Genomic DNA, 24,853 nt, shown 5'->3' with positions numbered 1-24,853 from the left:
GGGCGATGATCGCCGCGCCGATCGCCGACGTGATGTGGTCGTAGGCCGGTGCGATGTCGGTGGCCAGCGGGCCCAGGGTGTAGAACGGGGCCTCCTCGCACAGCTCCTCTTCGAGCCGCACGTTCTCGACGATCTTGTGCATCGGGACGTGCCCGGGGCCCTCGATCATCACCTGTGCGCCATGGGCTTTCGCGATCTTGGTCAGTTCGCCCAGCGTGCGCAGCTCGGCGAACTGCGCGGCGTCGTTGGCGTCGGCGATGGAGCCCGGCCGCAACCCGTCACCGAGCGAGAAGGTGACGTCGTAGCGGGCGAAGATGTCGCAGAGCTCCTCGAAGTTGGTGTAGAGGAACGACTCCCGATGATGTGCCAGGCACCAGGCCGCCATGATCGAGCCGCCGCGCGACACGATCCCGGTGACCCGCTTGGCGGTCAGCGGCACATACCGCAGCAGCACGCCGGCGTGCACGGTCATGTAGTCCACGCCCTGCTCGCACTGCTCGATCACGGTGTCGCGGTAGATCTCCCACGTCAGTTCCGTCGGGTCGCCCTTGACCTTTTCCAGCGCCTGGTAGATCGGCACGGTGCCGACCGGGACGGGGGAGTTGCGCAGGATCCACTCGCGGGTTTCGTGGATGTTCTTGCCGGTGGACAGGTCCATGATGGTGTCCGCACCCCAGCGGGTGGCCCACACCATCTTGTCGACCTCCTCGGCGATCGACGACGTCACCGCGGAGTTGCCGATGTTGGCGTTGACCTTCACCGCGAAGGCCTTGCCGATGATCATCGGTTCGATCTCGGGGTGGTTGTGGTTGGCGGGGATCACCGCGCGGCCGCGCGCGACCTCGTCGCGCACCAGCTCGGCGGGCATGTCCTCGCGGGCGGCGATGTATGCCATCTCGGCGGTGATCTCGCCGGCCCGGGCCCGCTGCAACTGGGTGCCGCGGTCGCGGACCACCCCGGGCCGCGGCGGCAGCCCGGCCGTCACGTCTATCACCGCGTCCGGGTCGGTGTACGGGCCAGAGGTGTCGTACAGGTCGAAGTGGTCCCCGGTGGACAGGTGCACGCGCCGGAACGGCACGCGCGCACCGCCGTCCAGCTCGCGGTAGACCTTGCTGCTGCCCGCGATCGGTCCCGTGGTGACGGACGCCTCGACGGCTTTGGAAAGTACATCGGTCATTTCTTCATCTCCCTACGCCGGCATTACCCGGTCAGGTTCGTACGGTCGACGGCCGCAAGCCGTCCTCTCAGCGCATTCGACGTGCGCTCCCGCGTATTTGGATGTTCCGCCCGCGACGTTACCCCCACCCCAGGCCACTCGGCAGGTGGGCGGCCAATCCGCCGGGGCGGTAGCCGGGTTTATCCGCCGAATGGAAAAATGCAAACGTGCAAGAGCAAGGGGAGACGGACGGGTCGACACCCGCCGGTGCCCGCGGCCAACAGCTGGGCCCCGTCGAGGCGGTCGCCCGCTATCTCAACGTCGGCGCCTTCCGGTTCTGGTTCATCGGCGAGCGCTGGGAGTGGTCCGACGAGGTCGCCAGGATGCACGGATACGAACCGGGGACCGTCGAGCCGACGACGAAGCTGTTGTTGTCGCACAAGCACCCCGACGACCGTCGGCACGTCCAGGAGGTGCTCGACTACGCGCTCGAGTCCGCGGAGTCGTTCTCCAGCCGGCACCGGTTCCTCGACACGGCGGGCAGAGTCCACGACGCGATCGTGGTGGCCGACCGCATGCACGACGAGTCGGGCGCCGTGGTGGGCACCGCCGGCTACTACATCGACCTCACCAACACCTTGGACGAGACCCGGCAGGAGGTGCTCGACGAGGCACTGCCCGACCTGTTCGAAAGCCGCGCGGCGATCGAGCAGGCGAAGGGGGTGCTGATGTACGTGTATCGGGTCAGCGCCGAGCAGGCCTTCCGGGTGCTGCAGTGGCGGTCGCAGGAGACCAATGTGAAGCTGCGGTCGCTGGCCCGGCAACTGCTCGCCGAGGTCACCACGTTGGACGGCGCCACATCCGCGGTGCAGAGTCAGTTTGATCACGTCCTGCTGACGGTGCATGAACGGATATCCGACGAGTCCGTTGGGTAACCAGTGGAATACGCGAACGCGCCGGCCCGCAAACCGTTAGTGTTCCTAGGCACTGCGAGCGGCGCGCACCGCGTCGGAACGGTTGCGAAAGGCACAGAAGTTGTTGGCGGTGGAACACGAGTCTCTCGATGACGCGGTTGTGGTGCGCGTCAAGGGTGGTGTCGACTCCAGTACCGTCGATGAGGTCAACGCCCAGCTGAACGCCGCGCTCAAGCTGGCCGAGTCACACCCGGCCCGGCTCGTCGTCGTCGACTTGCAAGCGGTCGACTTCTTCGGCAGCGCCGCGCTGAACGCCATGCTCGAGTGCCACGACGCGGGCAAGGAAGCGGGCACGCCAGTCAGGCTGGTCGCGGACCACGACCCCGTGCTTCGCCCTATCCAGGTGACCGAGCTGGACCGCATCTTCGACATCTACCCCACGCTGTCCGAGGCGCTGCAACACAAGCGACCGCAATGACCCCGGCGCTGCCGGCCGATCTTGCGGCTGCGGTCGGTTTGGGCGGGGAGATGGGCCGCCGGTTCGCCGAATTCGACTGGGCCTCCCATCCGTTGGGGTCGCCCGCCGACTGGCGGGCCGAGGTACGGGTGGCCGTGGCGGTCGCGCTCACTTCGAGGTTTCCCATCGTGCTCTGGCTCTGCCCTGGCGACCTGTTCCTGATGTACAACGATGGCTACGCGCAAATCCTGGGGGACAAACACCCAGCCGCCCTGGGTTCGCGCGCCGAGCAGGTGTGGTCGGAGATCTGGCCGCAGATCTCGCCGATGCTCACCAGCGTGATGGAGACCGGCGTCGCCACGTGGTCCGACGACCTGATGTTGCCGCTGATGACGGCCGGTCAGTCGCAGGAGCGCTACTTCACGTTCACCTACAGCCCCATCATCGGCGGCGAGGGCCCGGTCACCGCGATTTTCTGCGCGGTGATCGAAACGACCGACCGGGTCTTGAGCGGGCGGCGGCTGCACCTGCTCAACGCGGTGGCGACCGCCGTCATGGACGCGCGCGCCATCGACGACGCGGTGAGTAGCGCCGTCGCGGTTTGTGGGGCACAACCGCTGGACCTGCCGTTCATCGCCGTCTATGTGGCAGGCGACGGGGAGGGCGCGCGCAACAGCACGCTGCGCGGGGCGACGCCCGCCGTCCGCCGCCTGCTGCCGGGCTCGCTGGCCGAGCTCACCGGTTGGGACAAGACGCCACGTGCGCGAGCGGCGCGCGTCATCGACCGGCTCGAGGATGTAGTCCCGGGTATCGCGGAGCTTTTCGGCGAGGAATGTCCCCGACAGGGCCTGGTGTTGCCGCTCGGCGAGGCGGCGGCCGCGGGGGCGCTGGTGGTCGGCCTCAGTCCCCGCCGCCCGCTGGACACGCAGTACCGCGGCTTCTGCCAGCTGCTCGCCGACCAGCTCACGTCGACGTTCGCGCAGATTGTCTCCTACGAGCAGCAACGGCAGCGGGCCGACGCGCTGGCCGAGCTGGACCGGGCGAAGACGGCGTTTCTGACCAACGTCAGCCACGAGTTCCGCACGCCGCTGACGCTGCTGCTCGGGCCGCTCGACGACGCGCTGTCCGACGCGGCGCCGGACAGCGTGCTGGCGGACCGGTTGAGCACGGCGGGCCGCAACGCGCGGCGGCTGCAGCGCCTGGTCGAATCGCTGCTCGACTTCTCCCGCATCGAGGCCGGCCGCGCGAACGCGAAGCTGGCATGCACCGATGTCGGTGCGCTGACCGCCCACATCGCGTCGTCGTTCACCGAGCTCTGCCGCCGGGCGGGGCTCGAGCTCGTCGTCGACTGTTCCCCGGTGCTGGCCGACGTCGACCCGGGCATGTGGGAGACGATCATCCTGAACCTGCTGTCCAACGCGGTGAAATACACGCTGCGGGGCTCGATTTCGGTCCAGGTGCGTGCCGAGCCCGGGTATTGCGTCGTCACCATGCGCGACACCGGCGTGGGGATCGCCGCCGAAGACCTCGACCGCCTGTTCGACCGCTTTTACCGCGCGGACAACCTGCGCGGCCGGAGCGTGGAGGGCACCGGCATCGGGCTCTCGCTGGTGCGCGGGCTCGTCGAGCTGCACAGCGGAACCGTGGAGATCGACAGCGAACTGGACCGGGGGACCACGGTGACCGTCCGGCTGCCGCGATCGATCGGTACCGAGGCGGATCAGGCGACGGCCAGCCAGCTGGACGAGAGCAACCCCTATGTGGCCGAGGCCCGGCAATGGCTCACGCCCGTCTCGGGGGGCGACGGGCCGGCTCCCGCGCCCGAGAGGTCGCGCCAGCTGGTGCTCATCGCCGACGACAACGCCGACATGCGGCACCATCTCGATCGGGTGCTGTCGGCCCATTGGGAGACCGTGCTCGCCGCCGACGGAGAGTCGGCGCTGGCGATGACACGGAAGCTGCGCCCGGACGCGGTCGTCACCGACGTCATGATGCCCGGCATCGACGGCTTCGGACTGGTGGCGGCCATCCGCGCGGATCCGCAACTGGCGGCCACGCCGGTCCTCATGCTGTCGGCCCGGGCGGGGGCGGAGGCGATCGACGAGGGCTACGCCGGTGGCGCCGACGATTACCTGCCCAAGCCGTTCCGCTCCCAGGAGCTGATCGACCGGGTGAAGTCGCGGCTGGCCGCGGTGGCGCGCGAGCGCGACCGCCAGCGTCGCGCGGCGGCGTCGGACCTGGTGCTGCTCGACTCCGCGCTGCAGGCCGCCGACACGGTCGCCGGGATCCTCGACGCCTTGCTGGAATCCTCGTTCGGCTCCGCCGACGCCGCCACCGTCACGATCGGCATCTTCGACGGCGAACGCCACATCCGGTTCGAATACGCCGGCCACCTGCCCGGCGAACTGCGCGACCGCTACCACGTGACCACGCTCGACTCCCCGGTGGTCGGCGCCGACGTCGTGCGCACCGGCGAGTCGATGGTGGTCCCGGACACGTTCGACCTGCCGCCGCGCTACCAGCACGCGGTGCAGGACACCGCCGGCAGCGTTCGCGCCTGCGTGGCCCACCCGTTGCGGGATCACGCGGATCGCGTCGTCGGGGTGCTTGCCCTGCTGTGGCCCACGCCGCGCCAATTCGACGCCGCCGAACTCAATGCGTTCGGCCGAATGGCCGAGCTGACGTCCTCGGCCGTGGACCGGGTCCGCGTCCTGGCGAGCGAGCACCGCATCGCGGTCGACTTCCAGGAGCAGCTGCTGGACCTGGACCGCGGCTCGACGGCCGCGGTGGTGGCCGCCGTGTATCAGCCCGCGGGCGAGGCGATGCGCGTAGGCGGGGACTGGTATTCGGTCACGCCGCTGGATCGCACCCACCGGGTCGCGATATCGGTGGGCGACGTCGTCGGCCACGGGTTGGCCGCCGCGATCGTGATGAGCAGGCTGCGCGCCGCGGTGGCGGCCTCGGCCCTGACGGCGGGAGAACCGGGCGCGGTGCTGGGTGCGCTGGACCGGTACGGGGCCAGCGTCGCGGGGGCGCGTTGCGCGACGGTGGCCTACGCCCTCGTCGAGACGGAGCCGGACACCGGTTGCGCCACCGTCAGCTACAGCTGCGCCGGCCACCCCTACCCGCTAGTGGTGTACCCCGACCGTCGCGCGCTGTTCCTGACCGCGGGCCGGCGCCTGCCGGTCGCCATCAAGGAACACGACGCCGAGAGCTACCCGGCCGACGCCACCGCGACGGCGAACCTGCCACCCGGGAGCCTGATCCTGCTGTACACCGATGGCCTGATCGAGCGGGTCGGCGAGACGCTGGACGACGGCTTGGCCCGGCTGCGGGCCGCGGCCGCGGACTGCGTCGACCTTCCCGTCGAGTCGGTCTGCGCCGAGGTGCTGTCCCGGATGGCCCCGCCCACCGCTTACCGCGACGACGTCGTCCTGCTCGCGCTGCGGGCGTGCCACGAGACCCCACGCAGCTTCGCCACCGTGGTCACGGCTGCGCCGGGGCAGATTCCCGTCGCGCGCGACCGGCTACGCAACTGGCTGGCCGGCATGGCCGTCGACCCCAAGCGCGAGCTGGACATCCTGCTGGCGACCGGCGAAGCCGTGACCAACGCGATTGAGCACGGCAGCGACGGCGAGCCGCGCCGGACGGTGTCCGTGGAGGCCTTCCTGCGCCAGCACACGTTGGCCGTCACGATCAGCGACACCGGCCGGTGGGTGGGCGATTCCTCGGCCAGCCTGCGCAGCCGGCGGCGCGGCCGCGGTCTGACCTTGATCGGCGGGCTGGCCGATCACGTCGACACGCTGCGCACCGCGGGGGGCACCAGGGTCACGTTGCGGTTCGACCGGGCCGTCCGGAGCGGTTAGGCCTGGTCAGGCCTCTTCCATCGCCTCGCCGAGCTCTTCGAGGAGCTTGTTGTGGTGGTTGGCGGCCAGGAAGTGTCCAGCGGCGATGACCACGGCGACCGGCCAGTCGATGAGTTCGAACGCCGCCAGGGCGGCCAGGCCCCCGAAGTAGGCCAGCTGCTCCGGCCGCGGAATCTCCATCTGGCCGACGACCGGAAGGTTGACGACGAACGTCTCGCCTTCGCGGATCTTTTCCACCGCCTCGCGCTGCGACGTTCCCCTGCGTGACTTCTTTTCCGCCATCATTTGCCTTTCAGTAACGAAGGGTTTGCCGCCTCGCCGGGTGCTGCGGCCACCGTCGGACTTATGTCGACGATGACCGACGCCGGGGGCGATCCGCTAGTTTCCTCTATTGCTCGGGTGCTGAAGGTGCCGTTACAGGAACTCTATGCGCTGCTGTGGCGGGCCGGGGTCGTAGAGGTTCACCCACCTCACCGGGGGCCGCGACGGATTTGTCCGGACCCGTCAGCGCACGATTCGCAATCCCGATCGCGACGGTCGCCGCAGCGGCGGATCCCAGCCCCTGCGCCCAGCCGACCGGACCCAGCGGTGTGCATCCCAGCAGTTGGCTGACCACGGGGATGCTGATCAGCGTTCCCATCGCGGCCAGCGATCCCACCGCGGTGAACACCACCAACGGGGCGTGTGAATCCAGCAGCGTTTGACCCAGCTCGGCGCCCACCAGCGCGACCAGCGCCACGGTGGACGCGCGCTGCGGGCGGCCGGTGACGCTGCCCATCGCCCACGCCGCCGTCGTCGCGGCCGCCGTGGTGACCCCGCGAATGGCGACGGCGCGCCACAACGCGGGCTGATCCGGGCCCCGGATACCCGGGTCGACCGGGCCGCTGGGCTTGCTCACCGCGAGGGCCGCGGCCGGCAGCGCGTCGGTCATCATGTTCACCAACAGCAGCTGCCGCGTGTTCAGCGGTGAGGTCCCGGTTATCGCGCTGCCGACGATGGCGAACAACACCTCGCCGGCATTGCCGCCGAGCAGCACGGACACCGCGGCCTGCACCCGTTGCCAAAGTTGGCGTCCCTCTTCGATGGCGTGCAGCAGGCCCTCGATGCGGGCGTCGACCAGTACCACGTCGGCGGCCATGTGCGCCGGGTCGCTGCCGCCGGCGACGACGCCGATGCCGACCGTGGCCGCCCGAATGGCGGCGGCGTCGTTGGCCCCGTCCCCGACCATCGCCGTGCGCACCCCCGCGCTCTCGAGGGTCTGAACGACCTGGACCTTGTTCTCCGGTGTCATCCGGGCGAAGATCACCCGCTCGGTCACGACGCGCTCTTGATCCTTGCGGGACAACGCATCCCACTCGGCGCCGCTGATCACCTGCTCGGCGGTCACGCTGAGCCCGAGCTCCTCGGCGATGGCCTGGGCGGTGATCGGATGGTCGCCCGTGATCAGCTTGACGCCCACCGACAGCCGGCGCAGATCCGCGAGCAGGCCCGCCGCCTCGGCGCGCGGTGTGTCGGACAGGCCGAGGAACCCGGTCGGCGTCAGCCCGTCGCGGGCGAAGTCGGCGATCTCGTCGGGATCCTGCCGAATGGCTTGGGCCTGGGCGGAACTCAGCTGCCGCCGCGCCACCGCGATCACCCGCAGCCCCCGGCCGGCCATCGAGGCCACCGTCTCCTCCAGGGCGGGGCCCACGTCGCCGCAGGCGGCCAACACGACTTCGGGGGCGCCCTTGACGGCCAGTTCGGTGTCCGTCACGGAGGCCGAGAAGGACCGGCCGGAGCGGAACGGCAGGTGCGCGACGGGTGCGCTTGAGCTGTGGCCGTTGACGGACGCGGCGGCCTCGAGGATCGCGACATCGGTGGCGTGCGCGTGCGGGCCGCCGTTGGACGGCGGGGCGGCGTGCGCGGCGCAGCGCAACACCTCCTCGCGCGAAGCGCTCGGCGCCGCAACCACTTCGGCCACCCGCAACCGGTTCTGGCTGAGCGTTCCGGTCTTGTCGAAGCAGACCACGTCGATGCGGCCGAGCGCCTCCACCGAGCGCGGGACGCGCACCAGCGCGCCGAATTTGGTGAGCCGCCGCGCCGACGCCGCCTGCGCCAGCGTCGCCACCAACGGCATGCCCTCGGGCACCGCCGCCACGGCGATGGCGATGCCGCTGGCGACCGCCTGGCGCAGCACCGAGCCCCGCAGCAGCGCCAGCGCGCTGACCAGCGCGCCGCCGGTCATGCTGACCGGGAAGGCGCGGTTGGTGAGCTGGCTCAGTTGATGCTGCAGGCCGATGTCCGACGACAGGTCACCGGAGACCAGTTCTGCGGCGCGGCGTTCCTGGGTGTCGGCCCCGACCGCGGTCACCACCGCCACCGCGGTTCCCGCGACGACGGTCGTCCCCGCGTACAGCATGCAGCGGCGTTCGGCGAGCGCGGCGCCCGGTGTCGGCTCCACCTGCTTCTCCACCGACAGCGACTCACCTGTCAGCGTCGACTCGTCGACCTCGACGTCGACCTCCTCGATGATCCGGGCGTCGGCGGGCACCACCTCGTGGGTGCGCACCTCGATGACGTCGCCGGGCTGGAGCTGCGCCGCGATGACGTCGGCATACGTCCGCTCCCCGTCAGCGTCGGCGATTACCTTGCGGGCCGGTGGGATCTGTTGTGCAAGAAGGTGATTCAACCGGTTTTCGGCGCGCAGCCGCTGGCTTGCCGCCAGCATGGAGTTCCCGGCCAGCACCGAGAAGACCAGTACGGCGTCGACCGGCGAGCCGAGCACCGCGCTGGCCGCCGAGCCGAGCGCCAGCACGGGGGTCAGCGGGTCGGTCAGCTCGGCGCGGACCGCGGCCACGAACTGCAGGAAGGCATGCGCGCGCGTTTCCGGCTGTGGGGCCCCGAGGGTGGCCAGCGCCAGGCGCCTCGGGTCGCCGTCGGGCTCCGACTCGGGTGGCGGCAACGCCCGGCGGACCTGCTCGACGGCCATCGCATGCCATTCCTGAACGGGGGCCGGGCGGGGCGTGTCCGCCCGGATGATGCCGCGCGCCAGCAGGTATCCCGACAGCGCGCCGGCCGCGGCGCCACTGGTCACCGGCCCGCGCCCGATGCCTCGGACGCCGGGGATCATCAGCAGCGAGCCCATCGCCGTTGCGCCCGCCGAGATCCCGACGCCGCGCTGGGCGGCGGCCCGGGCGGCCGGGAGCGCGTGCAGCACCCGCCAGGCCGCCCCAAGGTCGGGCAGCAGCAGGTCGGCGTACCACGGCGGGGGACCGTCGCCGGGCTCGGGCATCATGCCAAGCGCCACGTCGGCAGACCAAATGGCTTGCGCCCCCGGCGATGACAGCACGGCGACAGTGCGGCCCGCCTCGTGCAGGTCCGCCACGGCACCGGCCAGCGCGTCGTCGACGGAACCCCGCCCCAGCGGCCGGATCTCGTCGAACGCGGGCCGCAGCTCGCCCAGCGAATCGTCCTCGACCGAAACCAGTTCCGATCCCGTCCGGTGTGCCTCGCCGACGACGGCCGACGCCAACGGGTCGTGCGTGAAGCAGAACAGCGCCTCGACTTCCGCGTCCGGCGCGCTGGGCGATATCGCGGGCACCGGATGCCAGCCCGGGCGCAACCGGTTCTTCTCCAGCATCAGCTGGGCGCGCGACCACGCGGCGGGCAGCTCGGCTTCGGAAGCGCCGCGAATCAGCGACACCCGCAAGCTCGTGGTGCACAACACCCGGGGATCGATGACGATCGCGTCGACCCGGTCCAGGCGGCGCAGCGCCTCCGGGCGCAGCGCCAGGACCGCGTGCCGGTCGGCCAGCCCCCGGCCCAGCGCCGCGGCGAAGGCCTCCGGCGTCGTGCGGTTGGCCGCCGGGGTGGTCACGAGGACCGCCAGGGCCGCCTGGTTGAGGTTGCGGGTGGTGGCGCCGACGATCCCGGCGCTGACCGCCTGGACGAGCGCGAACCGGCCGGCGTGGTGGTCGTCCGGCCTGCCGCGCGGCGGCTTGGCCGCCGCCGACGGGTCGGTGCGCGGATGGTCGGCGTGGCCGGCCAGCTGAGGTTCGTGGTGTACCCAGGCGCGCGCCTCCGCGCGGCATTCGGCGGCCTTGAGCGACTGCATCAGCAGGCCCACGGACAACGAGGCGGGGGACTGGGTGACGGTTTCCGCGGCCGTCAGGGCCAGGGTCAGCGCCGTGTCGGTCGCGGGCCGGCCGATGCGGTCTTCGAGCAGGCGGCGCAGCCACGGTTGGTAGTCGACGGCGACCACGCCCGCCAGGACGCCGATCGGCATCCGCGGCCAGCGCAGCGCGCGGCCGGTCAGCGCCAGGCCCAGCCCGGCCGCGCTGGCGGCCGCGGTGGCGGCCCGGGTCGCCAGCACCACGCCGTCACCCGGCAGGCTCGTCGGGGGCGCCAGCGGTTCGGCTGCGCCGCAACGCTTCTCGGCGATGTCGACGATGCGGCACAGGTCGCGCAGCGAGGTGTCCGCGTCGCAGACGGTGACCACGACGCGCGACAGCGGATAGTTCAGGACGGCGGATGCGACCCCGGGGTGGGCCAGCAGCGCGTCGAGCACCGAGCGTCCGAGCTCGTCACCTGAAGCGCCGTCCAGCCCCCGCACCTCGATCCAGGCGCGTTCGGCGCCGCGCCAGCAGCGGCGGCTCAGTGTTGCCGGACTCTCCTGGGGCAGATCGCCCGCGATCGCCCTTGCGCCCTCGCGCAGCGGAATCGCGGCGATGGTGATGCCGGCCTCGACGAGCGAGGTGGTGGCCTGGATGCCCGTCGCGACGGCGCGCAACGGCATAGATCGTTGTATCGCTGTCGCAATGCTCAAAGCGGCTTCGAACGGTCCCGTTAGTTGGTGCTACGCAGCGCGGTGCCGCCCGCCCGGCGCCCGGCCGCCTTCTTGGCCGTCGACTTGCCGGCCGCCTTCTGTGGCGCCGCCTTCTGCGGCGCCGATTTCTGCTCCGCCGGTTCCGCGGGCACGGCCTTGAGGCTGGCCTTGGGCGCCGGGTTGCCCGATCCGTTCCGGTGGCTCAGCCGTTGCAGCAACAGGGCACCGCCGCCCACCGCCAACAGCACCGGCCACTCGACCAGCCCCGCGACGCCGAGCGCGCCGATGGCCACCGCGGCCGCGGGCGTCGAGTGGCTGCCGCTGCTCATTCCCTTTTTGATGCCCTCGGCGGCCCCGGTGACGCCGCCGATGACTCCGTTCACCGCCGCGCCACCCACGGCGCCGGCGGCCGCGGTCGTCGCGCTTGCCGCGCGATTCACCGCTTGACCCACCCCTCGGACTGCCCCGCCGATGACACTCATCATTACTCCTTGGCTTTCCTGCCCTTGCCGCGAACGCGCGTCACCGGTGAGCTATACCCGCTGAACGCGTCGTTAACGGCAAAAAAACACTGTTCGTCGGTTCTAACAAAATCAAAGCCTGCCACCTTGCAAACGCGCAGACAACGAGCAGTCGCATTTAATTTGCCTGAGCTTAACCTGGTTATGGGCGCGGCGCGAACGAGTTCAACGCGATTTAGCCTCGCCTTATGTCGATTTGCACCGGTGCGTGATCGCTGGCGGCCTTTCCCTTGCGCTCGTCGCGCACGATCTGGGCGTCCGTCACGCGGGTGGCCAATTCCGGTGAGGCCAGGATGAAGTCGATGCGCATGCCTTGCCGTTTCGGAAACCGGAGCTGGGTGTAGTCCCAGTACGTGTAGACCCCCGGACCGGGCGTGAAAGGCCTTACCACGTCGGTGAATTGGGCTTCGACGATGGCGCCGAACGCCCGGCGCTCCGGCTCGGAGACGTGGGTGGCGCCGACGTAGTATTCGGTGCTCCAGACGTCGTCGTCGGTCGGGGCGATGTTCCAGTCGCCGGCCAGCGCGATCTGCGCGGTGGGGTCGTCACGCAACCATCCCGCCGCCGTATCACGCAGCGCGGCAAGCCATTCCAGCTTGTAGCTGTAGTGCGGGTCGCCCAGCGCGCGGCCGTTGGGCACATACAGGCTCCAGACCCGGACGCCATCGCAGGTGGCGCCCAGCGCGCGGGCTTCGGCCGTCGCGGCCACCTCCGGTTTGCTGCTCCAGGTGGGCTGACCGTCGAATCCGATCTGCACGTCGTCGAGGCCCACCCGCGAGGCGATCGCCACGCCGTTCCACTGATTGAAGCCGACATGCGCCACCTCGTAGCCGAGTTCGAAAAACGGCAGCGTGGGAAATTGGCTGTCGGAACATTTGGTCTCCTGCATGGCCAGCACGTCGACGTCGGCGCGCGCCAGCCAGTCGAGGACGCGGGGCAGGCGACTGCGAATCGAGTTCACGTTCCAGGTGGCCAGCCGCAGCGGCGATCGCAAGGGCGGCGAAGCCGGGCGCTGCGGGTCGCCGCCATCAATCTGCGGCGATCGCAAGGGCGGCGAAGCCGGGCGCTGCGGGTCGCCGCCATCATGCATCGCTAGACGGTATCCCAGGCGGGGGAGCGGGCCGGAAAGTAGCGGCGGCTGTGGTGCGCCCGGAAGCCCAGCGCGTCGGCCAGTCGCAGCATGCCGGTGTCATCGTCCGCAACGACCAGATAGGCCCGGGTCGCGCCGCGCGCCGCGGCCAGGGCCAACTGCGCTTCGTAGGTGGCCGGGTCGTCGCCGGCCGCCGGCAGGCCCACCCAGCGCGTGCCGTGCCGCGCCGGCGCCGAGACGTCACGCACCAAGACGCGTTCCGTGCGTTCGGCGCTCAGCCCCGGCGGCAGCGGCAGCAAGCGATCGGGTATCGCCAGGCGCGCCGTCATGCCGCGGCGCTCATACCAGTCCGCGATCGCCGCCATGGCGCTTGCTCGGGCCGAAACATCCAGCGGCACAGCGAAATCCACGTGTTCCCCGGCCCGCAGCAGCCAGCCATCGAGCCACGCGCGTTCCACGCCGGGCGACGCGTCGGCGGCCGCGCGCTCCAGCGCCCGGATTTCGGAGGTGCGCACCGGGGCGTCGGTCAGCACCCGCAGCGCGACCACGTCGTCGGGCAACACCTCGGTGACCGCGCCCGTCTTGGTCCGCACCCGCACCACCGGGTCGACCGCCAGCAGGTGGCCCACGGCGTCGGTCAGGGGCGGGACCGAGCCCGGGGGCCGCCGGTAGCGCAGCGTCACCCGCGTGCCCAACTCCGGCCACGAGAACATCAGTGACCGAAGGGGTCCGGCCCCTCGCCCGGCAGCCACGACAGCCCGGGAACGCCCCAGCCGTGCGACTTGACGGCGCGCTTCGCGCTGCGGGCGTGGCGACCGATCAGCCGATCCAGGTACAGGAAGCCATCCAGGTGCCCCGTCTCGTGCTGCAGCATGCGCGCGAACAGGCCGGTGCCCTCGAGCTCGACGGCCTTGCCGTCGGCGTCGAGGCCGGTGACGCGCGCCCAGCTGGCGCGGCCGGTGGGAAACGACTCGCCGGGGACCGAGAGGCAGCCCTCGTCGTCGTTGTCCGGATCGGGCATCGTCTCCGGGATCTCGGAGGTTTCCAGCACCGGGTTGACGACCACGCCGCGGCGCCGGTCGGTCCGGCCCCGGTCGTCGGCGCAGTCGTAGACGAAGACGCGCAACCCGACGCCGATCTGGTTGGCGGCCAGGCCGACTCCGTGTGCGGCATCCATGGTGTCGTACATGTTGGCGATCAGCTCCGCCAGGTCCGGCGGCAGCGATCCGTCGGCGCCGACCGGCACCGGCTGCGTCGGGGTGTGCAAGACCGGATCCCCGACGATCCGGATCGGTACGACTGCCATGGTCGGCTAAGCTACCGCACGCCCGCACGGGCGGAAGCCGGCCGTGTTCTCCGGGCAATCTGAGCCAATCGGCCGACTCGCGGGTCTGGATGACGGCTTGAGGGTTTGCGCCGTGATTCAATATTCGCCGAAACACGCCCTCAGGTAAGTCAAGTCATCTACAGCAGCCGAGAATCGCCGGAAGGGTCCAGGGGAAGCTATATGGACAGCGCCATGGCGCGGGCAAATCGATCGGGGGACGATGCCGAGATCGCAGATGGCCTCACCCGCCGCGAACACGACATCCTCGCCTTCGAACGTCAGTGGTGGAAATTCGCGGGCGTAAAAGAGGAAGCGATCAAAGAGCTGTTTTCGATGTCGGCGACGCGCTACTACCAGGTGCTCAACGCGCTCGTCGATCGGCCGGAGGCGCTGGCCGCCGACCCGATGCTGGTGAAGCGGTTGCGGCGGCTGCGGGCCAGCCGGCAGAAGGCGCGGGCGGCGCGGCGCCTCGGCTTCGAGGTGACCTGACTCGCTACAGTGGGCTCGATGAAAGAGCGAGTCCCCGACTCCACGGGGCTGCCCCTGCGGGCGATGGTGATGGTGCTGTTGTTCCTGGGGGTCGTATTCCTGCTGCTCGGCTGGCAGGCGCTGGGGTCGTCCGGCAGCTCCGAGGACGACTCGGCCTCGGCGGTGTCCACGTCGTCCGCCACCAGCACGTCGGCCACGCCGACCAGCACTAAGCCCGCGGCCAACCGGTCCGAGGTGCAGGTGTACAACATCTCGACAAAAGAGGGCGTCGCGTCGCGCACCAAGGATCAGCTCACGGCCGGCGGTTTCAACGTGACCAAAGTCGACAACCTGACCGTGCCCGACGTCTCGGCCACCACGGTGTATTACACCGACGCCGACGACGAGCACGCCACCGCGGACGCGGTCGGCAAAATCCTGGGCGCGCCCGTCGAACCGCGCATCCCGGCGCTGACCGGGCAACCGCCCGGGGTCATCGTCCTCGTTACGGGTTGACCCGTCAGCGGCTAGGCTTCCGCTATGCCTCAGCTCGCTGGTTACCGCACTGCCGCCGTCACCATTTCCGCGCTCTCCGCAGCAACTTCGGTCGCGCTGCTCGGCGCGTGCTCGTCGCCCCAGCACGCCTCGACGTCCCCGGGCACCACGCCGGCGGTGTGGACCGGTTCGCCGGCGCCGTCGGGAACCGGCACGCCGGAGGGCGGGCCCGTCGCCGCGCCGTCGGGGCCGAGCATCGTCACCCACCTGAAGGCGCCCGACGGCACCCAGGTCGCGACCGCCTCGTTCCAGTTCAACAACGGCTACGCCACGGTCACCATCGAGACGACCGCCAACGGGGTGCTCTCGCCCGGCTTCCACGGGGTGCACATCCACAAGGTCGGCAAGTGCGAGCCCAACTCCGTCGCCCCGACCGGTGGCGCGCCGGGCGATTTCCTGTCCGCCGGCGGGCACTTCCAGACGCCCGGGCACGCCGCCGAGCCCGCCAGCGGTGACCTCACCTCGCTCCAGGTGCGCAAGGACGGGTCCGGGATGCTGATGACCACGACGGACGCCTTCGCCATGGACGACCTGCTCAGCGGCCAGAAGACGGCGATCATCATCCACGCCGGCGCCGACAACTTCGCCAACATCCCGCCGGAGCGGTACAACCAGGCCAACGGCACCCCGGGCCCCGACCAGATGACGATGAGCACCGGTGACGCCGGCAAGCGGGTCGCGTGCGGTGTGATCGGTGCCGGCTAACAGGGCCCACGCGCGCATCGATTTCGCCCGGTCACCGAGGCCGACCCTCGGCGTGGAGTGGGAGTTCGCGCTCGTCGACGCGCAGACCCGCGACCTGAGCAACGAGGCCACCGCGGTGATCGCCGAGATCGGCGAAAACCCGCGCGTACACAAGGAATTGCTGCGCAACACGGTCGAGGTCGTCAGCGGCGTCTGCAGGTCCACCGGCGAGGCCATGGAGGATCTGCGGGAAACCCTCGGGCCCGCGCAGCGGATCGTCCGCGACCGGGGCATCGAACTCTTCAGCGCCGGCGCCCACCCGTTCGCGCAGTGGTCCACCCAGAAGCTCACCGACGCGCCCCGCTACGCCGAACTGATCAAGCGCACGCAGTGGTGGGGCAGGCAGATGCTGATCTGGGGCGTGCACGTGCACGTCGGAATCTCCTCGGCGCACAAGGTGATGCCGATCATGACGTCCCTGCTGAAGTACTACCCGCACCTGCTGGCGCTGTCGGCGTCCTCACCGTGGTGGACCGGGGTGGACACCGGGTACGCCAGCAACCGCGCGATGATGTTCCAGCAGTTGCCCACCGCCGGCCTGCCGTTCCAGTTCCAGACCTGGCCGGAGTTCGAGGGGTTCGTCTACGACCAGAAGAAGACCGGCATCATCGATCACGTCGACGAAGTCCGTTGGGACATCAGGCCTTCGCCGCACCTGGGCACCCTCGAGGTACGGATCTGTGACGGCGTGTCCAACCTGCGGGAGCTGGGCGCGTTGGTGGCGCTGACGCACTGCCTGGTGGTGGACCTGGACCGCAGGCTGGAAGCCGACGAGACGTTGCCGACCATGCCGCCGTGGCACAACCAGGAGAACAAGTGGCGCGCGGCCCGCTACGGGCTGGACGCCATCATCATCCAGGACGCCGACAGCAACGAGCGGCTCGTCACCGAGGACCTCGACGACGTGCTGAATCGGCTTGAGCCCGTGGCGAAATCGTTGGACTGCGTCGACGAGCTGGCGGCGGTGGCCGAGATCCCCAGGGTGGGCGCCTCTTATCAACGGCAACGCCGGGTGGCCGAGGAACACGATGGCGACCTGCGGGCGGTGGTCGACGCGCTGGTGGCCGAGCTGGAGATCTGATGGAGTTGGCGATGTTCCCGCTGGAGTCGGCGCTGCTGCCCGACCAAAACCTGCCGTTGCGGATCTTCGAGCCGCGCTACGGCGCGCTGGTCCGGCACTGCCTGGACACCGGCGACCCGTTCGGTGTAGTGCTGATCTCGCGGGGACGCGAGGTCGGCGGCGGCGAGGTGCGTTACGACGTCGGGGTGTTGGCCGAGATCACCGAATGCGTCGACCACGGTGGCGGGCGGTACTCCATGCAGTGCCGGACCGGCGAACGGATCCGGGTCTCCGAGTGGTTGCCCGACGACCCCTACCCGCGGGCGACCGTGACCGCGTGGCCCGACGAGCCGGGCGATCCGGTCACGGCCGCCCAGCTGGTCGAGGTCGAGGACAGGGTGATGGCGCTGTTCGAGCGGATCGCCGACGCGCGCGACGTGGCGCTGCCCGACCGCGCGGCGCTGCTGGGCGAGGACTCGGCCGGCGATCCCGGACAACGCCTGTACGCGTTGGCCTCTCGTATCCCCATCGGCACGGCCGACCTCTACACGGTGCTGTCGGCGCCGTCGGCCTCCGAGCGATTGGCGGCGCTGCGCGAGGCGGTCGACGCGCTCGCCGAGGTGGTGGAGTTCCAGCTTTCCGAATGACGCGACAGGGGAGTAGATGAAGGTACATCTGCAGGTCGACGGCTCACCGGTGGACGCGGCGGCGAGCGCCGCCGAGATCGCCGCGACCGGAGCCGACGGCCTGTTCACCTTCGAGGGCCAGCACGACGTGTTCTTCCCGCTGATCCTCGCCGCCGGCACCACCGGACTGGACCTGATGACGAACGTGGCGATCGCGCCGCCCCGCAGCCCGCTGCACCTGGCGCACGCCGCCTACGACCTGCAGCTCTACAGCGGCGGGCGGTTCCGGCTCGGCCTCGGCTCGCAGGTGAAGGCCCACATCGAAAAGCGTTACGGCAGTAGGTGGGAGCGGCCCGCGGCCCGGATGGCCGAAACCGTCTCGGCGATTAAGGCGATCTTCGCGGCCTGGGAAGGCCGCGCCCGCTTGGACTTTCGCGGCGAATTCTTCACCCACACCATCATGGCGCCCAACTTCAATCCCGGGCCCAACCCGTTCGGGCCGCCGCCGGTGCTGCTGGGGGCGCTGGGCCCGGTGATGACGCGCACCGCCGCCGAGGTGGCTGACGGGCTGCTGGTGATGCCGTTCAACAGCGCCCGCCACTTCGCCGAACGCACCCTCCCCGCCGTGGACGAGGGCCTGCGGCGCTCCAAGCGATCCGCCGAGGACTTCGAGATCGTCGTGCAGGCCATGGTCGCCGTCGGCCGCGACGAGGCGGGCCTGGCCGCCGCGATCGACGGTGTGGCGTCGCTGATCTCCTTCTACGGCTCGACGCCGGCCTACCTGCCCGTGCTGGAGGCCGAGGGCTGGGCCGACGTCCAGCCCGAGCTGAATGCCCTGTCCAAACAGGCCCGCTTCCCCGAAATGCGCCGGCTCGTCGGCGACGAGATGGTGGCCCGGATCGGGATCGTCGGCACGCCCGAGGAGTGCGCACGGCAGATCGCCGCCCGGTTCGGAGAGCGCGCCGCCGAGGTGTGCTGCTATTTCCCGGGTTACTCGCCGGCCGCCGCGGACGTCGCGGACCTGATCGGCGCCCTGCACCGCACGCCGGCGCTGCGATGAGTTCCGACCTCACCGTCGACGTCGACGCGGGCGTGGCGGTGCTCACGTTGAATCGGCCCGAGCGCCTCAACGCCTACACCGCCGAGATGGGCGCGCTGCTGGGCCGGGCCTACTCCGACTGCGACGGTGACGACGACGTCCGGGCCATCGTCGTGACCGGGGCCGGGCGCGCATTCTGTGCCGGGGCGGATTTCTCCGGCGAGACAAGCCCTTTCGACGCCCCGGGCGAGAAATTCTCGGCGTCACCGATCACCCCGGCCGCGTTCGAGTTGCGCAAGCCGGTGATCGCCGCCGTCAACGGCCACGCGATCGGCATCGGGCTGACCATCGCCCTGCAGGCGGACCTGCGCATCGTCGCCGGTGACGCGAAATACGGTGTGGTGCAGGTCCGTCGGGGAGTGCTCCCCGACTGCATGGCGCACTGGACGCTTGCGCAGCTGACCACGTTGGGGGTGGCCGCGGACATCCTGCTGACGGGGCGGACCTTCGGCGGGGCCGAGGCGGTGACGCTCGGCATCGCAAACCGGGCGCTGCCCGCCGACCAAGTGCTCGACCACGCGGTGGCGGTGGCCCGCGACATCGCGGTCAACGTGGCGCCGATGTCGGCGGCGCTGTGCAAGCGGCTGCTGTGGGACACCGCGATCAACGGCTACACCCCGCGCCAGGTCGCGGCTCTGGAAACCCGGCTGCACCAACGGGTGATGGGCACCGCCGACGCGCGCGAAGGGGTCGCCGCTTTCCTCGAGCGCCGGCCGCCGTCCTTCACCGCGCGGCTCGCGAGCGAGTGGGAGCCGCTGCCGCCGAGCCGGTAATCCCGCATCGTCGGGCTGTGCTACTAGATCGCGCACAACCGCTCGGAGAGGGCCCACCAGTCAGCCGCGCGTTGGTCGTCGCGCGCGTGGGGGGCGAGCCCGTCGCTGATCCGGCAGTCTTCCAGGTACAGCCCGCCCCGGCCGGCGAGCTGCGGGCTGACCGCGGCCCAGACCTGCGTGGCCGCACCCCGATCCGGTGTGAGGAAGTCGAGACGGCCGTCGCTCGGTTCGCCGCGCGCCGCGCTGTTGGCGGCGACGAGCCTGCGGAGGTTGGAGAAATCCTCGTGGGACATGTAGCGCGCCAGCGAGGTGGCCACGGTGCCGGGATGGACGGCGAAGGCGCGAATGCCCGCGTCGCGCAGGCGGCGGTCGGCCTCCCTGGCGTACAGGATGTTGGCCGTCTTGGACGCGCCGTAGGCGACGAACTTGTCGTAGTCGCGGCGCTCCCAGTTGGGATCGTCGAAGTCGACGTCGCCCATGATGTGCCCGCCGGAGGACAGCACGACCAGCCGGGCGCCCTGTGCGGCGGCCAACGGACGCGTCAGTAGCCGGGTGAGCTCGAAATGGCCGAAATGGTTTGTCCCGATCTGGGTTTCGAACCCGTCCGCCGTCCGCCCGAACGGGGTGAACATGACCCCGGCGTTGTTCATCAAGACGTGGATCGCCGGCGCGATGTCGGTGATCGCCGCGGCCGCCGCGCGAACGCTCGACAGCGCGGTCAGGTCGAGATGCACGGTCGAGGTACGCGCGCCGGGTAGGTCCTGCGCTATCCATCCGACCGTTTCGGCCAGGGCGGCATGGTTGCGCGCCGCCAGGACGACGTGCGCGCCGGCGGCGGCCAACGCTCGGGCCGACTCGCGGCCCAGCCCGGTCGACGCACCGGTGATCACACATGTCTTGCCGGACAGGTCGATTCCCTTGACGACATCGACGGCGGTGCGGCGTTCGGTCATGCGGCCAGAGTGTATGCGGTCAGGCCACGCCGACGGCGACTTTGCGGGGGACCTCTTCGACGGGATGGATGCGGCCGGTGACCAAGAGACCGGCCACCAGCGCGCCGACGAAGTACAGGCCGGCGGCGACGTGCAGCAGCCGCGCGAAGCTGGCGTCCGTCAGCGTGCCGGCCGCGATCAGGCCCACGCAGGCAACGGAACCCAGCGCCGACGTCCTGCCCACGGCGTTTTGCAGCGCCGCCGCGACCCCGCTGCGGGCCGCGTCGACCGAGGACAGATTCACCGCGGCCAGCGGCGTCAGGGTGAGCACCGAACCGACGGCCACCACGATCGTCCCGGGCAGCAGGTGCGTGACGATGTTGAACCCGTGACCGGGACGGATGAGCAGCAGCCCCAACCCGGCCAGCAGCGGGCCCGTCGTCAAACAGATCCGAGGCCCGATGCGTGCGGCGAGCCTGCCGACGCGCTTAGCGAACAGGAACGAGATGATCGGCGTGGGTAGCGTGGCCAATCCCGCGACGGTCGCGCAATAACCGGCGACCTCCTGCGTGTACAGAGCGACCGCCAGCGCGCCCATCGTGATGGCGCCGTAGACGAAGCCGGTGGTCACATTGGCACCCGCGAAATTGCGAATCCGGAACAGCCCGAGCGGCACCAGGGGGTGCGGGGCGCGGCGCTGCCACGCCGCAAACGCGACCAGCGCGGCGACGCCCACACACAGCGAGGCGGCGACGCGGGGATCGGACCAGCCGTGCTCGCGCGATTCGATCAGGGCATACACCGTGGCGGCCAGCCCCACGGCCGACAGGACCGCACCGGTGACGTCGACGCGGACGCGCTGGGCCGGCCGCGGCATCGGGTGCAGCCAGAATGTCAACGCGAAACCGATGACCATCGGAACGGCCGACAGGACGTAGATCCATCGCCAACTCAGCAAGTCGACCGCAAGGCCGCCCAGCAGCGGGCCGAGCGCGAACGCCGTGCCCGTCCACGCGGTCCAGGTGCCGATGGCCGTCGCGCGCTCCCCGCGATCGAACGTCGAATTGATCAACGCAAGCGACCCGGGCACCAGAAACGCGGCGCCGAGACCCTGGACGATGCGCCCGGCGATCAGCATCACCGGCGTGGGGGCGCCGGCCGCGAGCACCGAACCCGTCCCGAAGGCCACCAGTCCCAGGCGGATCACCGGCACCCGCCCGAACAGGTCGGACAGGGAGCCGCCGGGCAGGATCGTGGCCGCCTGCGCCAGCAGATAACCGTCGACGATCCACTGCTGCAGGCAGAGCCCGCCGCCGAGGTCGCGCGCGGTGGCCGGCAGCGCCAGGTTCACCACCGTCGTGTCGAGGAAGGCGACCATCGAGACCATGGTTGCCACGACCATGACCCGGCTGGTTGGGGCGACGTTTCGAAATCGTTGCAGCCCACCCCGGGCCGTGGGCGCGGCGACAGCGACCGCGGGAGATGGCTGCAATGCAATCATGTCGGTCTCACGGTGCGGCCGCCGTCGTCGTTCATCTGATTCCTCCTCGACGGCCGCCGAATCCCGTGATCCGGCAACCGTCTTCGAGAAGATGTATACGACGGGGTTACAAGCCGACTGCGGATCAGCTGTGGTGTGCGTGCGCCCGTCGTCCGCCGTCGCGGGTGGCCCGTTGCACCAGCTGCGGTGCGATGGCCCTATGCAGGGGACCAACGACGGCCCAGACCGTCCGGGCGGCGGTCTTGCGGCGGTAGTGCACGCGAGTGGTGAGTGTGGCCCGCAGGCCGTCCTGGCGTCGCAGCGCCAGTTCGCCCCGCATCAGCGGCCCGCTCGCCGTAAGGACGAACTCGTCGTGATCCGAGCGGGCGACCGACCAGCCGATGGGGTGATCGGGCGACGGATGCGTCGCGAGGTTGAATCTCAAGACGTGGCGGTGGAGCCACCGCACGGCGCCTCCGTCTGCTTCCCGGCCCAGCGCGTCGCGGAACATCTGCTCGGCCGAGCGCGTGTCGCCGGGCTGGATCGCGGCCTCGAAGACGTCGGTGTAGTCGGATGCGGTCGCGCTGGACCGCTCGTTAAGCACCGCAGCCGCAACGCGGTTCAGCGTCGCGCGGGTCACCGCCGCATGACCGCCGGTGCCGATGACGAGGCCGCGATACATCCGTCCGTGCAGGCCGGGGAAGGCCGCCCACGTGGTGGCGCGCACGCGGGTGCGGTCGCCGGCCAGCGGCTCCAGCTCGAACACCCACCGATACACCGCGAACGGGTGCCGGCCCTTCAGCGCGAACCGCTCCGGCGGCCGTGTCTCGTCGAGGACGAAACCGATTGGCACGGTTGACGGGTCGCCGGGATCCCGGCACATCACCCGCAGCAGCGCGGACCACGTGTCCGCGCGCCCCGCGTCCACGGTTATGGCATGCTCATCGATATAGGGTAATCGTTCCATATAGAAGGACCATACTAGATCGTGGCGCCTCCGCGGAAGCATGAAACCGATGTGATCCTCGACGCCGCCCGGGCGCTGGTGCTCGACGGCGGGCCGCGGGCGGCCAGCGTCGCGGCGATCGCGAAGGCCAGCGGCGCGCCCGCGGGCACCCTGTATCACCGGTTCGGCAACCGCGACGGCATCCTGACCGCGGCGTGGCTGCGCGCGCTGGAACGCTTCCAGGCGCGCGCCCTGGCCGCGGACGGTGAGACGCCGGCGGACACCGCCGTCGCGATGGCCGTGTCCGCCGTCGGCTTCGCGCGCGAGCTGCCCGACGACGCCCGGCTGCTGCTGACGATCCGGCCCGGCGACCTGCTCGACGACGAGCCCGACGCGGCGTTCCAGCGGACGCTGGCCGCGATGAACGCGCCGCTGACCGAGCGGATCGCGGTGTTGGCCCGGCAGCTGTACGGAAACAACAGGCCCCGGTCCGTCGACGCCGTCGCGCGGGCGGTCGCGGACCTGCCCTATGCCGTGGTCCGCCGCCACGCCTACGACGATCCGATGCCGCGCTGGCTCGAGGACGACGTCGCGGTGTCGGCGTTGGCGGTGCTACGGAGCTTCGGCGAACGCCCGTAACGCCTGCACCTGCGCGGGATCCAGTGAGGGGCGCACGATTTGGCGCGCCGCTGCGATGTCGGCGGCCGTCACGTCGGTGGCGTCGATCGAGCGCCGCATCGCGGTCAGCGCCGCCTCGCGCAGCAGCGCCACGCAGTCGGCGGCGCTGTAACCGTCGAGCCCGCCGGCCACCTCGTCGAGGTCGACGTCGTCGCTCAGCGGGACGGATTTGCCCGCGGTGCGCAGGATTTCGCGGCGGGCGGCGGCGTCGGGCGGCTCGATGAAGACGTGCCGCTCCAGCCGGCCCGGGCGCAGCAGCGCCGGGTCGATCAGGTCCGGCCGGTTGGTGGCGCCCAGCACGACGACGTCGCGCAGCGGGTTGACGCCGTCGAGCTCGGTCAGCAGCGCGGCCACCACCCGGTCGGTCACGCCCGAGTCGAAGCTCTGCCCGCGCCGGGGCGCGAGCGCGTCGATCTCGTCGAGGAACACCAGCGACGGGGCGGAGTCGCGGGCGCGCCGAAACAGTTCGCGGACGGCCTTTTCCGAGCTGCCCACCCACTTGTCCATCAGTTCGGAGCCCTTGACGGAATGCACGGACAGCTGCCCGGTGCTGGCCAGCGCGCGCACGACGAAGGTCTTGCCGCAGCCGGGTGGCCCGTACAGCAGCACGCCGCGGGGCGGTTCGACGCCCAGGCGGGCGAAGGTGTCGGGGTGCTGCAGCGGCCACAGCACGGCCTCGGTCAGCGCCTGCCGGGCCTCGGTCATGTCGCCGACGTCGTTGAGGGTGACGTTGCCGACGGTCACTTCCTCGCTGGCCGACCGGGACAGCGGCCGGATGACGGTCAGCGCGCCGACCAGGTCCTCCTGGTTCAGCTCGGGCGGGCGCCCGTCGGTGCTGGCGCGTGCGGCCGCCCGCAGCGCGGCCTCCCGCAGCAGCGCGGCCAGGTCGGCGACCACGAAACCCGGTGTCCGCGCGGCGATCTCGTCGAGGTCGAGGGTGCCCGCGGGCACGGATTTCAGCAGCGACTCCAGCAGCGCCTTGCGGGTGCCGGCGTCGGGCAGCGGGAGGCTGAGCTCCCGGTCGCACAGGTCCGGCGCCCGCAGCCGCGCGTCGAGCTGGTCGGGCCGCGCGGAGGTGGCGATCAACGCGACGCCCTCGGTCGCCACGGCGGTGCGCAGCTCGCCCAGGATCAGGGCGGCCACCGGCTCGGGGGTGGCCGGCAGCAGGGCGTCGACGTCGGTGATCAGCAGGACGCCGCCGCCGTCGCGGACGGCCTGCACCGCCGAGCTCACGGTCTTGAGCCGGTCCTCCGGCGTCAGCGCGCCCACCTCGGGACCGTCCAGCTTGACCAGCCTGCGGCCGTCGCACACCGCGCGCACCAGCGTCACCTTGCCCACCCCGGCCGGGCCGGACACC

The 24,853-nt window shown here is 70.8% G+C and carries 22 protein-coding genes, 1 pseudogene and 1 riboswitch; of the genes and pseudogenes, 12 read left to right on the top strand and 11 right to left on the bottom strand.

What is annotated here, in order from left to right; translation table 11 throughout:
- Nucleotides 1–1,177, bottom strand: a 1,177-nt coding sequence (thiC, locus tag A5701_RS15960) for a phosphomethylpyrimidine synthase (RefSeq protein ID WP_067755419.1), incomplete at its 3' end; no start/stop codon positions are given.
- Nucleotides 1,170–1,280, bottom strand: a riboswitch (TPP riboswitch). (Overlaps the previous gene by 8 nt.)
- 160 nt (nucleotides 1,281–1,440) lie before the next feature.
- On the opposite strand from thiC, the gene A5701_RS15955 reads away from it, so the two are divergent.
- The 3 genes from A5701_RS15955 (at nucleotide 1,441) to A5701_RS15945 (ending at nucleotide 6,393) form a co-directional block, all read left to right on the top strand.
- Nucleotides 1,441–2,091 carry a PAS and ANTAR domain-containing protein gene (locus A5701_RS15955; protein WP_067755429.1) on the top strand — a complete coding sequence of 217 codons (651 nt, stop codon included), beginning with the start codon at nucleotides 1,441–1,443 and terminating at the stop codon, nucleotides 2,089–2,091.
- 100 nt (nucleotides 2,092–2,191) lie between these two features.
- Complete coding sequence (locus A5701_RS15950) at nucleotides 2,192–2,548, top strand: STAS domain-containing protein (protein WP_067755417.1); 357 nt, start codon at nucleotides 2,192–2,194, stop codon at nucleotides 2,546–2,548.
- Nucleotides 2,545–6,393 (top strand): SpoIIE family protein phosphatase, encoded by a 3,849-nt coding sequence (locus tag A5701_RS15945; protein ID WP_067755415.1) that lies wholly within the window; start codon nucleotides 2,545–2,547, stop codon nucleotides 6,391–6,393. The genes A5701_RS15950 and A5701_RS15945 overlap by 4 nt, the downstream gene beginning before the upstream one ends.
- A 6-nt stretch (nucleotides 6,394–6,399) precedes the next feature.
- Here A5701_RS15945 and A5701_RS15940 read toward each other — a convergent pair whose 3' ends face one another.
- On the bottom strand, nucleotides 6,400–6,675 hold the full coding sequence (locus A5701_RS15940) for a hypothetical protein (RefSeq protein WP_139273001.1): 276 nt from the start codon (nucleotides 6,673–6,675) through the stop codon (nucleotides 6,400–6,402).
- Nucleotides 6,676–6,738: 63 nt separating this feature from the next.
- Between A5701_RS15940 and A5701_RS29355 the strand changes: the two are divergent.
- A pseudogene (locus tag A5701_RS29355) lies at nucleotides 6,739–6,816 on the top strand (hypothetical protein); the annotation flags it as partial.
- Here the strand turns inward: A5701_RS29355 and A5701_RS15935 are convergent.
- The 5 genes from A5701_RS15935 to A5701_RS15915 form a co-directional block, all read right to left on the bottom strand.
- Nucleotides 6,782–11,167, bottom strand: coding sequence for a cation-translocating P-type ATPase (locus A5701_RS15935; protein ID WP_156670108.1), 4,386 nt, complete (start codon nucleotides 11,165–11,167; stop codon nucleotides 6,782–6,784). The pseudogene A5701_RS29355 and the gene A5701_RS15935 overlap by 35 nt on opposite strands.
- Before the next feature lie 50 nt (nucleotides 11,168–11,217).
- Nucleotides 11,218–11,679: a hypothetical protein gene (locus tag A5701_RS15930; RefSeq protein WP_067755425.1), complete on the bottom strand. Its 462-nt coding sequence runs from the start codon at nucleotides 11,677–11,679 to the stop codon at nucleotides 11,218–11,220.
- Nucleotides 11,680–11,893: 214 nt separating this feature from the next.
- The gene (locus A5701_RS15925) at nucleotides 11,894–12,700 is read right to left on the bottom strand and encodes an exodeoxyribonuclease III (protein ID WP_067755423.1); all 807 of its coding nucleotides are present in this window, start codon (nucleotides 12,698–12,700) and stop codon (nucleotides 11,894–11,896) included.
- 110 nt (nucleotides 12,701–12,810) lie between these two features.
- On the bottom strand, nucleotides 12,811–13,521 hold the full coding sequence (locus A5701_RS15920) for a GCN5 family acetyltransferase (RefSeq protein WP_067755407.1): 711 nt from the start codon (nucleotides 13,519–13,521) through the stop codon (nucleotides 12,811–12,813).
- Nucleotides 13,521–14,114: a peptide deformylase gene (locus A5701_RS15915; RefSeq protein ID WP_067755406.1), complete on the bottom strand. Its 594-nt coding sequence runs from the start codon at nucleotides 14,112–14,114 to the stop codon at nucleotides 13,521–13,523. Before A5701_RS15915 ends, A5701_RS15920 begins: the two co-directional genes overlap by 1 nt.
- Nucleotides 14,115–14,315: 201 nt before the next feature.
- On the opposite strand from A5701_RS15915, the gene A5701_RS15910 reads away from it, so the two are divergent.
- Genes A5701_RS15910 through A5701_RS15880 form a run of 7 tightly spaced genes read left to right on the top strand, consistent with a single transcriptional unit; the run spans nucleotide 14,316 to nucleotide 19,460 of the window.
- Nucleotides 14,316–14,624, top strand: a complete 309-nt coding sequence (locus A5701_RS15910; protein WP_007167558.1) for a DUF3263 domain-containing protein — start codon at nucleotides 14,316–14,318, stop codon at nucleotides 14,622–14,624.
- Between the two features lie 18 nt (nucleotides 14,625–14,642).
- Nucleotides 14,643–15,119, top strand: a complete 477-nt coding sequence (locus A5701_RS15905) for a LytR C-terminal domain-containing protein (protein ID WP_067755403.1) — start codon at nucleotides 14,643–14,645, stop codon at nucleotides 15,117–15,119.
- A gap of 24 nt (nucleotides 15,120–15,143) precedes the next feature.
- A complete protein-coding gene (locus A5701_RS15900) occupies nucleotides 15,144–15,863 on the top strand; it encodes a superoxide dismutase family protein (protein WP_067755400.1) in 720 nt (239 codons plus the stop codon).
- Nucleotides 15,853–16,983 (top strand): glutamate--cysteine ligase, encoded by a 1,131-nt coding sequence (locus A5701_RS15895; RefSeq protein ID WP_067755396.1) that lies wholly within the window; start codon nucleotides 15,853–15,855, stop codon nucleotides 16,981–16,983. The genes A5701_RS15900 and A5701_RS15895 overlap by 11 nt, the downstream gene beginning before the upstream one ends.
- A complete protein-coding gene (locus tag A5701_RS15890; RefSeq protein ID WP_067755393.1) occupies nucleotides 16,983–17,609 on the top strand; it encodes an LON peptidase substrate-binding domain-containing protein in 627 nt (208 codons plus the stop codon). The genes A5701_RS15895 and A5701_RS15890 overlap by 1 nt, the downstream gene beginning before the upstream one ends.
- 16 nt (nucleotides 17,610–17,625) lie before the next feature.
- Nucleotides 17,626–18,648, top strand: coding sequence for a TIGR03617 family F420-dependent LLM class oxidoreductase (locus A5701_RS15885; RefSeq protein WP_067755390.1), 1,023 nt, complete (start codon nucleotides 17,626–17,628; stop codon nucleotides 18,646–18,648).
- Entirely contained in the window at nucleotides 18,645–19,460 is an 816-nt protein-coding gene (locus A5701_RS15880) for an enoyl-CoA hydratase/isomerase family protein (RefSeq protein WP_067755386.1), read from the top strand. The genes A5701_RS15885 and A5701_RS15880 overlap by 4 nt, the downstream gene beginning before the upstream one ends.
- A 23-nt stretch (nucleotides 19,461–19,483) precedes the next feature.
- Here the strand turns inward: A5701_RS15880 and A5701_RS15875 are convergent, their stop codons facing one another.
- The 3 genes from A5701_RS15875 to A5701_RS15865 form a co-directional block, all read right to left on the bottom strand.
- The gene (locus tag A5701_RS15875; protein WP_067755384.1) at nucleotides 19,484–20,413 is read right to left on the bottom strand and encodes an SDR family NAD(P)-dependent oxidoreductase; all 930 of its coding nucleotides are present in this window, start codon (nucleotides 20,411–20,413) and stop codon (nucleotides 19,484–19,486) included.
- 19 nt (nucleotides 20,414–20,432) lie between these two features.
- A complete protein-coding gene (locus tag A5701_RS15870) occupies nucleotides 20,433–21,794 on the bottom strand; it encodes an MFS transporter (RefSeq protein WP_067755381.1) in 1,362 nt (453 codons plus the stop codon).
- Between the two features lie 223 nt (nucleotides 21,795–22,017).
- Nucleotides 22,018–22,839 carry a hypothetical protein gene (locus A5701_RS15865; RefSeq protein WP_067755378.1) on the bottom strand — a complete coding sequence of 274 codons (822 nt, stop codon included), beginning with the start codon at nucleotides 22,837–22,839 and terminating at the stop codon, nucleotides 22,018–22,020.
- 21 nt (nucleotides 22,840–22,860) lie between these two features.
- On the opposite strand from A5701_RS15865, the gene A5701_RS15860 reads away from it, so the two are divergent.
- Nucleotides 22,861–23,457, top strand: coding sequence for a TetR/AcrR family transcriptional regulator (locus tag A5701_RS15860; RefSeq protein ID WP_067755376.1), 597 nt, complete (start codon nucleotides 22,861–22,863; stop codon nucleotides 23,455–23,457).
- Here the strand turns inward: A5701_RS15860 and A5701_RS15855 are convergent.
- The coding region (locus A5701_RS15855) for an AAA family ATPase (protein ID WP_067755374.1) at nucleotides 23,431–24,853 on the bottom strand (1,423 nt) is incomplete at its 5' end. The two genes, A5701_RS15860 and A5701_RS15855, sit on opposite strands and share 27 nt — an antisense overlap.

Source organism: Mycobacterium sp. E3305 (assembly GCF_001666785.1).
GTDB lineage: Bacteria > Actinomycetota > Actinomycetes > Mycobacteriales > Mycobacteriaceae > Mycobacterium.
The sequence above is the reverse complement of the archived record's forward strand: the minus strand, read 5'-3'. Positions and strand labels throughout refer to the sequence as shown.